Annotated in this window: 9 protein-coding genes and 1 other RNA gene; 5 read left to right on the top strand and 5 right to left on the bottom strand. The window is 40.7% G+C overall.

The window, feature by feature from the left end:
- Positions 1-147: 147 nt before the first annotated feature.
- The 4 genes from ssrA to dinB all read left to right on the top strand — a co-directional run bounded on the left by ssrA (position 148) and on the right by dinB (position 5,906).
- Positions 148-544: a transfer-messenger RNA gene (ssrA, locus tag RB604_RS09960) on the top strand.
- Positions 545-938: 394 nt separating this feature from the next.
- On the top strand, positions 939-3,659 hold the full coding sequence (locus RB604_RS09965; RefSeq protein WP_055295219.1) for a ligand-binding sensor domain-containing protein: 2,721 nt from the start codon (positions 939-941) through the stop codon (positions 3,657-3,659).
- Positions 3,660-3,790: 131 nt separating this feature from the next.
- A complete protein-coding gene (locus RB604_RS09970) occupies positions 3,791-4,687 on the top strand; it encodes a response regulator transcription factor (protein WP_005924777.1) in 897 nt (298 codons plus the stop codon).
- A 130-nt stretch (positions 4,688-4,817) separates the two neighbouring features.
- Positions 4,818-5,906 (top strand): DNA polymerase IV, encoded by a 1,089-nt coding sequence (dinB, locus tag RB604_RS09975; RefSeq protein ID WP_025819683.1) that lies wholly within the window; start codon positions 4,818-4,820, stop codon positions 5,904-5,906.
- A gap of 11 nt (positions 5,907-5,917) precedes the next feature.
- Here the strand turns inward: dinB and RB604_RS09980 are convergent, their stop codons facing one another.
- The 5 genes from RB604_RS09980 to RB604_RS10000 all read right to left on the bottom strand — a co-directional run bounded on the left by RB604_RS09980 (position 5,918) and on the right by RB604_RS10000 (position 11,141).
- A complete protein-coding gene (locus tag RB604_RS09980) occupies positions 5,918-6,922 on the bottom strand; it encodes a DUF4249 domain-containing protein (RefSeq protein ID WP_021936521.1) in 1,005 nt (334 codons plus the stop codon).
- Between the two features lie 7 nt (positions 6,923-6,929).
- A complete protein-coding gene (locus RB604_RS09985) occupies positions 6,930-9,431 on the bottom strand; it encodes a TonB-dependent receptor domain-containing protein (RefSeq protein ID WP_007478452.1) in 2,502 nt (833 codons plus the stop codon).
- Positions 9,428-10,270, bottom strand: coding sequence for a FecR family protein (locus RB604_RS09990; protein WP_021936518.1), 843 nt, complete (start codon positions 10,268-10,270; stop codon positions 9,428-9,430). Before RB604_RS09990 ends, RB604_RS09985 begins: the two co-directional genes overlap by 4 nt.
- Before the next feature lie 71 nt (positions 10,271-10,341).
- A complete protein-coding gene (locus RB604_RS09995; protein ID WP_005924768.1) occupies positions 10,342-10,845 on the bottom strand; it encodes an RNA polymerase sigma-70 factor in 504 nt (167 codons plus the stop codon).
- Positions 10,846-11,003: 158 nt separating this feature from the next.
- On the bottom strand, positions 11,004-11,141 hold the full coding sequence (locus RB604_RS10000; protein WP_005924766.1) for a hypothetical protein: 138 nt from the start codon (positions 11,139-11,141) through the stop codon (positions 11,004-11,006).
- Between the two features lie 215 nt (positions 11,142-11,356).
- On the opposite strand from RB604_RS10000, the gene RB604_RS10005 reads away from it, so the two are divergent.
- Positions 11,357-12,952 (top strand): YfcC family protein, encoded by a 1,596-nt coding sequence (locus tag RB604_RS10005; protein ID WP_007478450.1) that lies wholly within the window; start codon positions 11,357-11,359, stop codon positions 12,950-12,952.
- The last annotated feature ends 25 nt before the right edge of the window (positions 12,953-12,977 follow it).

Consider the following 12,977-nt stretch of genomic DNA (forward strand, 5'->3'; position numbering starts at 1 on the left):
GTGCCGATAGGTTGTGCTGATATGTCATATGGCAATTGGCACATTAACCTATTTGCATATTGTCTTATTATTCCTGCTATTGATAATATTTGTGAATACATTGCACAACATAGCAAAAGAAGTTTTATCTTTGCAAAATCATAATTTGGGCTTGACTGGATTTGACAGCGGGCAGAAATGGTGAGTAAGCATGCAGTGCGTCGTTGATTGGCACTTAAATCTCAGTCCTCAAAATTTTATCTGGCGAAACTAATTACGCTCTTGCTGCTTAATCGAATCATAGTAGATTAGCTTAATCCAGGCACAAGGTGCCAGGACGAGACATCACTCGGAAGCTGTTGCTCCGAAGCATTCCGATCCAGTGGTGCAGTTACATCGGGGATAGCCTAAAGTGGCCTCGCACTTTTGGTGAAAATTAAGAGGATAAGGTAATGGTTGATGGCTTTGGTTCTGCCGTTACACGAAAAATTAGGCAAAGATAAGCATGTAGAAAGCTTATGATTTCCTCGTTTGGACGAGGGTTCGATTCCCTCCAGGTCCACCGGAGATAATAAAAGCCACTTCAATATAATATTGGAAGTGGCTTTTATTGTTTTTGTCGGTGGTGTGAATGTTGTAGCTTCTTTTTTGTTCATCTTTGCTATTCTGCTAAACAATTCAAAAGCTAAATTCGTTAGTCTATAAGTCTGTTGATAATATGTAATCGCTAAATTCGTATTTTGTATTTATGAGTTGATTAATAATTAGTGTATGATGATTCAATTGGCTTCTTTGATTGTTTTCCTATACCATGTATGATTGTATGTTAGCGCGTATGACGGAGACACAAAGAATCAGATCACCTACCCATTGTGTATGGATAGGGCTGTTTTTCCCCCCTCATTCTTTCTGTGTGGTATTCTTACAAGTGACTTTCTTATTTTAAAATTATACAAACAATGAGATATATTTTATTCATCATTATGATGATACAAGGCATATTGTGTCATGCAGCCATCTGTAAGCATGTTTCGGGAGGTACCGAAACGGATAACCGGTCTGTTCTCAAAATACAGAAAGATCTGTGCGGATATATGTGGTTTTTGACTTACGATGGAATAAACCGCTATGACGGTACACACCTGAAGCGGTATGATTTAAATTGGGGTAATGATTCTGTTCGCTCGTGTCTGTACTCTTATAATTTATGTACGGATAGTAAGAATGAATTGTGGCTGTTTAGCGAAGATGGGAATATATGGTTATACAATCGTCTCTGCGATCGGTTTGAAAAGTACATTGATTTAAAAGAGAAAGTTAGGGGGACTTTCTCTTTCCTTTGTATGGATGATGGAGATAATGCGTGGTTAGGTAGTAATAAGGAGCTATACATTTTTCATTTGCCGACAGGAAAGTTACATCGGATACAGCATGTTTTTGGAAATATTTCCGGATTACTATCTGTGGGAGACGGGAAATATTATTTAGCTTCCGAAACAGGAGTTTATTCTTTTGTCTCTTCCGGTGATACTCCGATCGATGTCTCTTCTGATTTGTTCAGTAAATGTACGCAGGTTTATAAGATGCTTTATGTTCCGGAAGTTCATCGTCTTGTTCTTGCCGACCGTTTGGCTGGAATGGAGGTATATGATTGTTCTACGAAACAGTTGTTGCATGCGCGAAGCGATTGGAAAGGACACCGGGTCTCCTCCTTGAAAAAGTATAGGGATGGAAAAGTGCTGATTGCTACCGAAGGAATTGGTGTCTATTGTCTGAATATGGATAATTATCAGATTTCCTCCTTTCTGAATGCTGATTCTGAGAAAGGGGGATCGATTCGCAGCAACCGGATTTCCGATTTATTTGTGGATGAGCATCAACGTATATGGGTAGCTGATTTTCCGGACGGGGTCAGTATGGTAGATGGTCTCGATTTGGAGGAACATGGATGGTATAAACATGTGTCGGGAGATGAACAGTCACTTATCAACGATCGGGTAAATGCATTGTTGAAAGATTCGGAAGGAGATATCTGGTTTGCTACGGATAATGGTATTTCCTGTTATTTTTCGCGAACGGGAAAATGGAGACATGTGGCTTCCGATTTATCTTGTAAGCAATATACTTCTCTTTGTGAAATATCTCCGGGAAAGATTTGTGCGGGCAATTATATGCATGGACTGTTTATCATTAGCAAGGATAAGATGAAAACCGGAAGTAGGTATGCCGATATTCCTTTTGTCAATGTTTTGCTTCGGAAGGATGCTGACAACATATGGGTTGGTACGGATGCCGGATTATCGCTTTTTAATGTGAAAGATACCACATTGAAGCCGATCGGATTTTCCGGATATCACAGGGTTCCTGTATGTGCTTTGTATGAGGAGAAAAGTGGTTTGTATATTGGTACCCGGGGGTATGGGATGTTTGTAGTAACACCGGGACAAAAAGAAGCGAAATTACAGACATCCGGGGATATTCGTAATATTTCTTTCATTTTGCCGGATAAGGAAAAGTTGTTGGTCGGTACGGATAAAATTCTTTATAGCTTTATTCCGGATACCAAACAGTTTCATTGGCTTTCATCCAGTGTGAACGGTTATCTGACTTCCGGTGTTTTATTGGACGACGGAACTTTTATGTTGGGCACGTCCGACGGGGTATTCCGATTTGGTAAACATACGCTTCAAACTTTGTATAGGAATCATCCGTGCATATATCTGGATAATTTCAGTGTATTCCATCAGCCTGTAACGGTTTCCTCAGAGAAGTCTCCTTTACAGTTATCTATCAATTATACTGGAATTCTGAAATTGAATCATAATCAGAACACTTTTTCTTTCACTGCCACTTCTATCAATTATGATGCACCGGAGGGTATTGTGTATTCATGGAAATTGAATAACCAGGCATGGACTACGCCTACTTCAAAGAACCTTATTCATTTTTCAAATCTTAGTTCGGGAAAACATCTTGTATCCGTACGTGCCCTGTCTGTAAGAAATGGTAATCCTATTGCACAAAGAAACATGCAAATAATCATACATCCTCCTTTGTGGCAAACAAAAGGGGCTTTTTTATTTTACGGTATTGTTGTCGTATTGCTTGGAATATTGTCAGTACGGTTCATATTGATTTGGAGAGACAGGAATCTGTCACACGAGACTATAAAGGTTTTTATCAATGCCGCCAAAGATATATGTATGCCTTTGACATTGATAAAGAGCCCGTTGGAGAATTTATATCAAAAGTATTCTTCTGACACATTTAAAGACATCTTGCAGCAAGTGAAGGGAATAGATTATATGTTTACTAACTTAGTTACCATAGGGCGTATTTCATCGCATCCTAAGAAACTTTTCTTACTGGAAACGGAGCTGACTATGTTTTTGAATGAAACCATAGAACAGTTAACTCCGGTAATAGAACAGAAAAACGTAGAATTGCATTGGGATGGTACTCCCGGTTTTCTGCGCGTCTGGATTGATAAAGAGAAAATGACGGCTATCATAAGAGGAATGTTGGAAATAATCGTGGATAATGTGGACGATGGGGAAGAAATTGAATTGACCACTGCCTATACTTCCCGAAGTTGGGAGATGAAACTGGAATTTTCTGATGGTGGCTGTGTTAAAAAAAAACTCTATTCAGCAAAAAAGGAACCGGTACCAATTCATTAGGTGTAGCAAGTTGGTTGTTAATCCGGAGATTAATACAATTACATAAAGGAAAAGTTGTCTTTTCTTCAAAGAAAAATGGATGTATCTCTGTCATTTTGATTTTTCCTATCATTCTTAAGTCTTTCTCAAAGTTGCCGGAACTACTGCCGGGAACTTCGTTGTTTCGGTCACAGCCTGTCGATAAGAACCATGAAAAAGACGGTACATTCTCTTCTATAAAGCGTGCTTTAACTTCGGAAAATTTTTCCCAAAAGAAGTTGAAAGAAAAAAATACCATTCTGCTGGTTGAAGAAAATGAAGAATTACGTTCTTTCCTGATACAGGTTTTATCAGGGGAGTATAATATTTGTGCCGTATCCGAGGCGGAGTCTGCTTGTGAAACAATAGTTAAAGAACAGCCGGATGTTATTCTACTGGCCAGTACCTTTACGAATTTGTCGGGAGAAGCGCTTTGTCTGCAAGTTAAATCGGATGTAAAAACCGCTCATATCCCCGTTGTATTGTTGAAAGACCCCGTAAATATAGGGAACGACAGTCATCGGATAGCCGACTGCTGTCTGACGTTGCCTCTTGACATCTCCCGTCTGCGGGCCGAAGTAGACAACTTGATATTTAACCGGGGTATTATAAGGAAAAGATACATCAAACTGGTATTGGGGGCTGAGGACATGTTAGGGCCGGACATTGAAAATACGTTGCCGGGAGACGAACAGGACTTTATTGGCAAGGTACGCAAATTGATTGAGGAGAATCTTTCTAATCCGGATTTTAATATCGATATGCTCAGTGCGGAGATGAATATGAGCCGCTCCGGCTTTTATGCAAAAATAAAGTTGGTTACCAATCAGGCACCGGCCGATTATATTCGTACCGTAAGGCTGAACAGAGCACTGGTTTTACTGATAAGCAAGAAGTATACGGTGACGGAAGTAGCCGAGCTTACCGGATTTAGTGATCCGAAATATTTTCGGGAGGTATTTAAGAAATATTATGGAGAATCTCCCAGGAAGTTTGTGAATAGTTTGTAAGGAAAGGAGGATAATGAGAAAGAAATCCGCATGACCGGCATGCGGATTTTTTTGTTTCTATTATCGAAATTTGTGAATAAATGCTTGTCGTGTATACCTGCATTTCCTTATATTTGACTCTTGAATCAAGATCATGGAACGAAAGATCATACATATTGATATGGATGCATTTTATGCTTCTGTAGAGCAACGGGACAATCCGGAATTACGTGGTAAACCTCTTGCTGTAGGACATGCTGAAGAGCGGGGAGTAGTTGCCGCAGCCAGTTATGAGGCGCGCCGGTATGGAGTACGTTCGGCTATGTCGTCGCAAAAGGCGAAGCGTTTGTGTCCTCATTTGATTTTTGTTCCCGGACGAATGGAGGTATATAAATCCGTATCACGCCGGATACATGAAATATTTCACGAGTATACGGATATCATCGAACCGCTCTCTTTGGATGAGGCTTTTCTGGACGTTACAGAGAACAAGGCAGGTATCTTTTTGGCTGTGGATATAGCGAAAGAGATCAAAAAACGTATTCGTGGCGAACTGAATCTGGTAGCCTCTGCAGGTGTATCCTATAATAAATTCCTGGCTAAAATAGCTTCGGACTATCGTAAGCCCGACGGGCTTTGTACCATCCATCCGGATCAGGCTATGAACTTTATCGGTGCTTTGCCTATCGAATCATTTTGGGGAGTAGGACCGGTAACGGCAAAAAAAATGCATACATTGGGGATTCATAACGGATTGCAACTGCGTATGTGCTCATTGGATATGTTGGTACGGCAGTTTGGCAAAGTGGGGGCATTGTATTATGATTTTGCCCGCGGTGTGGATTTGCGTCCGGTAGAAGCTGTCCGTATACGTAAATCGATCGGTTGTGAACGAACTTTGGAAAAAGATATCTCTTTGCATTCCTCTGTTATTATAGAATTGTATCATGTGGCGGTAGAGTTGGTCGAACGTTTGAACCGGAAAGATTTTAAAGGGAATACACTGACATTAAAGATCAAATTTCATGATTTTAGTCAGATTACACGTAGCATCACTCAAGCACAGGAATTAACGGTTTTGGATAAAATACTTCCTTTGGCCAAACAACTGTTGAAAGAGGTGGACTACGAACATCATCCGATCCGTCTGATTGGGCTTTCTGTTTCCAATCCGAAGGAAGAAGCAGAGGAGCATGGTGCTTGGGAACAACTGAGTTTTGAGTTCAGTGATTGGGAGTGATCGGTCAAAGTCTATGGCTCTTTGTAGTGGATAGTTGTTTTTTGAACAGATATATTGCAGGCACCTAAAATGCCGCTTCCCCCTTCTATATTGCTGTATACACGGATAGGTTCTCCGAAGCCAAGATTTCCCAATGCTCCCTCCAGAGTACTTCCTGATATTTTCTGTATTGACAGGATGTATTGGTAATAAGATTGAGACAGGCTGTAAAGATAGATTGAGATTGTACTGCCGTCGGGATTTTCTTTACAAGTCTCTTTAAATTTGAGTGTATATGTTTGCCCGGATATTTGTTTGTCTGTGAATAGGAAAGAATGATTATCCAAACCATCAAATCCCATAGCACCGTCCAAGATATTTATATTCTCGGATAAAACCGGATCTGTTGTTTGCAGTTCGTTTTGATAGAAATCCTCTCCCCAGGAATATGTTTTTGTTCTTGAAGTAGTCAACGCATAAAAGTCGGATGTCTCATTTTTGTCTTGAAAAGTGATTTCGTATTCTATTTCATAAATAAATTGTTCTATGAGGTTGCCGTCAGGATCGATATATGTAACATCCGTATTAGGACGTTTGGTGATATTATGATAACCGGTTTTTAGGATGGGAACATGACGGGGAACTGTCTCTTCGGCAACAGCGGTTTCATAGCCTTTGGCGGAAACTACAATTTTTACCTTGTCCTGTTCTTTTGGAGTGATGTGCGATGTGAAAACTGAATCGGGAGAGGCGCTTGAATGGTCATTTTTGTTGTATTGTTCCCATTTCATTTGTTCGACATATTCGTCGTTGATGTATAAATCTACTTTGGCATGAGGAAGTTTAACGTAAGGGGTACTTTCGGGATAGAACCAGGTGCGTGTGACACTGGCCATGATGACATTATCCGGTGAAATGGCACAGTTTATGACTATTTTGGGTTGTGTACGGTATTTATCCAAGTCTATTTCTTTGTAGCAACTGCTTAATGACAAACTGAGAAGTAAAAGAATAAATGTATAATATTTCTGTTTCATGATAATGTTAAAATTTATAAGTGTACGATACGGATGGTATTATTGGTATAAGCCGGAGAGTTTCAAAATAGCAATCTGATTTATTTTCCGGGTAGTAACCCGATCCCATTGGATTCTGGGTCCAGAATCTTTTGTATATACCTACAGGCGCCATATAACAATAAGCATTATAGATACTGATGTTCCATATGCCGGTTCTACCTTTCTTTAGTGAACGATAAATGTTGATACCTAAATCCAGACGGTGGTAGGCCGGCAGACGAAAATTATTTCGGGTGGTGTAATATCCGACTCCTTCATCCGGATGGAAGTGAGGGAGCAGTGGCTGTCCCGGGTAGATATTCCCGGTTTGTGGGCTTTGTACCTGTCCCAGAATTTGCTGATTTTCAAAAGATACGGTCACTCTATTTCCCGTCATATAGGTCCACGATGCGTTCAGTTCGACCTTTTTGTTTATTTGCCAGTTGGCTACAATGTTTAATTTATGGCGATTGTCAAATTTGGCCGGAAAAGATTTTCCATGGTTGATTTCGTCGAATTGGCGGTTATTCCAGCTTAGAGCGTAACCGATGTAGCCGGTTATTTTCCCCGTTTCTTTTCGGGCAAAAAGTTCTATACCATACGTGTTACCTTTACCGGCAGTGAATTTGTTTTCCCATTCGGCAAAGGAAGACAGGTAGTTGTAACCGTCTTTATAGTCTAAAATATGGTTCAACCATTTATAATATCCTTCGGCAGAAAAAGCATAATTCTTATTTGGAGTGTAATAAACTCCTGCGGAAAGTTGGTCGCTACACAAGGGTTTGAATTTATTATTTACGGGCATCCATGTATCCGTAGGTAAATTGATGTAACTTTCGCTGATCTGATGTACATATTGATTCATTCTGGCATATGATGCTTTTATGCTCCATTGGGGGGCAACATGGAATGCGGTACTTATGCGTGGCTCTAAATTGGTGTATGTTTTATTGTTTATTTTGTATAGGCTGAAACGCAGACCGGTGTTTAAACGGATTGCATTGTTGAGTTTCCATTCGTCTTCGGCATAAATTCCTAATTCGTGTGCATGGAGTTGCTGATTCCGATTGTCTCTGTTGAGGGTTGCATCGGAAGAGGATCGGACGGAGCTATATTCTGGTCGGAAACGGTGATAGATATACTGGCTCCCGAAGCGGATGTGCTGGTTGGTTGTCGGTAGATAATTAAAATCGGTTCGTAGACTGATATCATCTATTCCATTTAGGCTGGATGTTTGGTAATAGGTTTGTTTTTCGTCATTCTGTTCCTTAAGATTTCTTTGAAGTTTGGAGGCGTAATGGGTGTAGGCAACGTTGATGTTGCTGTAAAATCTGGAATTGAATGAATGTGACCATCCGGCAAATCCCATGACATTTCCCCAGCGTAATCGGCTGATATCTTCTTCTTTGTCATTTTCGTCTGTACTTTTACTTCCTCCTTTGAGATAATCACGACCAAAATAAATACCGGCAAAGGCGTGGCTGTGAGAGTTGAAATGGTGTGTGAGTTTTAAGTTGAGATCAGTAAAGGCATAGCGGGCTATGGTTTTATCTGCTCCGTCCTGTTTGGTTGCATTCATGATTGCCAATGCCGGAGCCGATAGTATATCAAACCAGGTGCGTCGTAGATTTAAATTGAAAGAAGTTTTATCTTTAATAAGGGGACCTTCCAGATTGAAGCTGCCAGAGGTGAGTCCCAACATGATGTTACCGTGGTGTTCTCTTAAATTTCCGTCTTTAGTCCGGATGTCGACTACGCTGGAAAGTCTGCCTCCGTAGCGTGCAGGAAAGGCTGACTTATAGAAATCTGTACTTTCTATCGCTTCGACATTGAATCCGGAGAAGAGTCCTGCCGCATGGTTCACTTGATAGAGTGGATTTCCTTCTAATAGATAGAGATTTTCGTCGTTATTGCCGCCTCGTACATACATATCGGCAAATCCGGCTATTCCGGGCGATACTCCCGGCTGTGTTTGTATTATCTTTATAATATCGGCCTCTCCGAAAAGAACAGGGGTACTTTTAATATTTTCATAGCCGAATCGGGCTTGTCCCATTTGTGGGTTTAGCAATAAGTTTTTTTGCAAAGACGTTGCACTGATAACGACCTCTTGCAGATGCTGAATACTGTCGAATTGTAATCCGTTGGTAGCAACTTCATGTATGTTTGTCCGTTTCAGAATGATAAAATGTCCTTCTTGCTTGTAGCTGATAGACAGAAGCACACACAGTTTACGCATACATTCGGAAAATGGAGTCCGGTAAAAAGAAATATTAATTTGTGGCATATTTTTTAGCAGGGAAGATTCATAAGTGAAAGTAACCCCGGCCTGCTCTTCCAACAAGGGTAACAACTTTTGCAGGCTGGCGTTGGCAACTTCCAGACTGATGAGCGGTTCGCCGGATGGTGCTGCTTTCACCTTTGCCGTAGGCAAGAGGCTCAGCAGCACGATCAACAGAAATTTGAAACAGATAACAGATTCTTTCATTGTTGTATGGTGATAGTTAGGTTCGTGTCGAGTGTTTGGTTGATAATATAAAGTATGTCTGAAATCTCCATTGTGTCGAAAGTTGCCGTTAGTTTCAGATTTTGTGGAGGTATATTTTTTAGTTTTATTTGATAGAGTTTTTCCAAATCTGCCACTACTTCTCGCAACGGGGTGTTTTGATAAACGAGTCGGTGGGTTTTCCAGGCCAGTTCGTTCAGATGATCTTTTGCGGAGACTTGAATTTGTCCGTTTTCCCGGTTTACTATGGCCCGCATATTCTGTGTAAGGTCTGTACACTGCCTTGAAGTGCTGAAGCGGACTTTCCCGGAAACAATCCATGTCACTGTGCTGTCTTTAGTGGAAACCACTTGGAATTGTGTTCCTAATACTTGTATATCAGCTAAGGGGGTATTGATATGAAAAGGGACATTTTTGAGGTGATTCACATTAAAAAATGCTTTTCCGGCTAATTCTATATATCGTTCCTTTTTACCGAAAGACAAACGGTCGTATCGGATGGAACTTCCCGGAGATAGAGTTATGGCGCTATGATCCGGTAAAACGATTTCCTGCTTTTCAGCTTGTGCAGCAATTATGATCCAGTCTGCCTGTGTTTTCATCCGGTGGTAACCTATCCCTGCAATAATTCCGGTAAGGATAGCCGCTGCTATACCGATGCGGTATATCGGGATACGGCGTTTGGAGGAAGGTTGTTTGTGGATGGCTCTGGTAATCTTTTTCCATGCTGCTGAAGTGTCGGCCTTTCCTTCACTGTAGAAACGACTTATGAACCGGATACTCTCTTCTTCCGGTGTGGGGTATTTAGGATTCTTTTCCATGTTTTGAAAGTTTGTCTTTTATTAGTAAGACATGTTTTTAGGAAAATCCCCCCATCATTTCCTTTGTTTTTTTATGAGAAAAAGAAAAAATAAACTTTGATTGCTGTATTTCGTAAGGTTTTAATGGCCTTACTGATCTGGTGTTCGACGGTTTTGATCGATATTCCCAACTCATCGGCTATTTCTTTATAAGTGAGTCCGTCACGTTTTGATAGCAAGAAAATACGTTTTCGAGCTTTAGGCAGTCTGTCAATGGCTGTCCATAATTGTGCATCCCGTTCTGAACGGATGATTCGTTCTTCTTCGCTGATATCTTCCATTTCGTTTTCTTGAATCGTACTTTTCTGAGGGGAATGGATAACACGGGTCAGACTGCCATTTCGAACTACTGTATACAAATAAGCTTTCAAATTATCAATAGCCATTCCGCCGGACAATCTTTCCCATATATCTATAAATGATTGTTGTACAATATCTTCTGCGTCATCTATGTTTTCCGTATAACGCAAAGCATACATGGTGAGTGGACGATAATGGCATCGGAAAATTGTTTCAAATTCTGAGATGTCTGTCATTTTTTATTTAGAGTTTCGTTAGTTTGGATGCAAAAGTAAGAATACTTTTCAGTAAAACAAATGATCAGTGAGAATTGTGTTTTGTAAAATACCATATAAAAAAAGCAGAGAACCGGTAAATGATTCTCTGCTTTGTTCATATAATAAGGTAGTGTATTTTACATGGCAGTCTGCTTTGAAAGCAGTTTTTGAAGTTGGCCATTCAAGGTTTGGCACATGGTTCCATTTCCCATTGCATGATAACGTTTGATACGGTACTGCAACATCATAATCTTTTCATTTGAATTCTTTTTCATAATCTTCATCTTTTTTTGCTCTCCACGTTTTGAAGAGCGGGTTTTACATCTTGTTTTCTTTAATAACGTTGCAAAGATACAAAAAGTTCACGAAAATATGTTCTACAACATAAAAAATATGCTTTTGAGACTCTTTTCTCTCGAAAGAGTGTGTATGTCCGGATGAATATTACAAATATATTACATAACTTTGTGGCAGATCAATTACCTGAAATATGCTGAAACGAATTCCTCACACCTACACGATCATCTCTTCTGTGATATTACTTTGTGCTGTATTGTCTTGGATTATTCCTGCCGGAGAATATATGCGTCAGACGGTGGAGATCAATGGAGTGCCGCGTACCGTGATTGTCGACCACTCTTTTCATCCGGTAGAACAGGCTCCGCAGACTTGGCAGGTGTTCAGTGCTTTGCTGGATGGCTTTGAACGCCAGGCCGGCATCATCGCTTTTCTTTTAATCATGGGAGGAGCTTTTCAGATTATGAATAGCAGCCGGGCCATTGATGCCGGAATATTCTCTTTTTTAGGATTCACGAAAGGGCTCGAGAGGTATCGGTTTATTAAGATGCTGGGAGTCAATAATGTGGTAATCTCTTTGATTATCATATTGTTCAGCCTTTTTGGAGCAGTGTTCGGTATGAGTGAGGAAACGCTGGCATTCGTTATTATCATTGTGCCGTTGGCTATTTCTATGGGTTATGATTCTATTACGGGGCTTTGTATGGTTTATGTGGCGGCCCATGTAGGTTTTTCCGGTGCTGTACTCAATCCTTTTACGATAGGTATTGCTCAGGGACTTTCCGATTTACCCCTGTTCTCGGGCTTTGAATATCGTATGTTTTGCTGGGTGGTGCTCACTGTCCTACTTATAGCTTGTGTGCTCCGTTATGCCTCTGTCATTAAAAGGAATCCGGAGAAGTCGCCGATGTATCGTGCCGATGCTTATTGGAGAAAAAGAGGAGAAGGGATGTCGGAACAGATTGCTTATGCTACCACACGTTCGGCGTATATAGTCTATGTATTGGTATTGATGGCATTGGTTGTATTTTCTGTTTGTTATCCTCAAAGTACGTTTGTGTTAGGAGAATCGTCCGTCAGTTGGTATGCTGTTCCTTTTCTTACTGTGTTGTATGCTGTTTTCGGTTGGTTAGGGTTGCGTAAATCCAATCATTTTTTTATTCTTGTCCTGCTTGCTTTTACTATTCTGTATTTGATTGTCGGTGTAATGGGGCATGGTTGGTATCTGCCCGAGATTTCCGCTATCTTTTTGGCGATGGGGATACTTTCCGGTTTTGCCAACAGCGAACAGACGGATACGATTATCAAGCAGTTTCTGGACGGGGCAAAGGATATGCTTTCGGCTGCCATAGTAGTCGGCCTTGCCGGTGGGATTATTCAAATATTACAAGACGGTCGTATTATCGATCCTATTCTTCATTCGCTCGCTTCGTTGATGGGAGAGGCCGGGAGATTTGTTTCGTTGGGGGTAATGTATTTCATACAGACATTGATAAATCTGATTATACCTTCCGGTTCCGCCAAAGCGGCATTGACCATGCCTATCATGGCGCCATTCTCCGATGTAATCGGCCTTTCGCGGCAAGCTACGGTGATGGCCTATCAGTTTGGAGATGGCTTTACGAATATGATAACACCTACTTCCGCCGTGCTGATGGGGGCATTGGGAATAGCCCGCATACCTTATGAAATATGGGTGAAATGGTTCTGGAAATTGTTATTACTGTTTATTATATTGGGGTTGGTATTGTTGATCCCTACCGTACTGTTCCCTTTGAATGGATTTTGATTATACCTTATTTATATTGAATCGT

Source organism: Bacteroides salyersiae, from assembly GCF_031172035.1.
In the GTDB taxonomy this organism is placed as follows: Bacteria; Bacteroidota; Bacteroidia; order Bacteroidales; family Bacteroidaceae; genus Bacteroides; species Bacteroides salyersiae.

What these genes read in the sequence shown, in the direction of transcription:
- RB604_RS10005 (WP_007478450.1), top strand. Translation starts at nt 11,357, where the DNA reads ATGCTGAAACGAATTCCTCACACCTACACGATCATCTCTTCTGTGATA.
- RB604_RS10000 (WP_005924766.1), bottom strand. Translation starts at nt 11,141, where the DNA reads ATGAAAAAGAATTCAAATGAAAAGATTATGATGTTGCAGTACCGTATC.
- RB604_RS09965 (WP_055295219.1), top strand. Translation starts at nt 939, where the DNA reads ATGAGATATATTTTATTCATCATTATGATGATACAAGGCATATTGTGT.
- RB604_RS09985 (WP_007478452.1), bottom strand. Translation starts at nt 9,431, where the DNA reads ATGAAAGAATCTGTTATCTGTTTCAAATTTCTGTTGATCGTGCTGCTG.
- RB604_RS09980 (WP_021936521.1), bottom strand. Translation starts at nt 6,922, where the DNA reads ATGAAACAGAAATATTATACATTTATTCTTTTACTTCTCAGTTTGTCA.
- RB604_RS09995 (WP_005924768.1), bottom strand. Translation starts at nt 10,845, where the DNA reads ATGACAGACATCTCAGAATTTGAAACAATTTTCCGATGCCATTATCGT.
- RB604_RS09990 (WP_021936518.1), bottom strand. Translation starts at nt 10,270, where the DNA reads ATGGAAAAGAATCCTAAATACCCCACACCGGAAGAAGAGAGTATCCGG.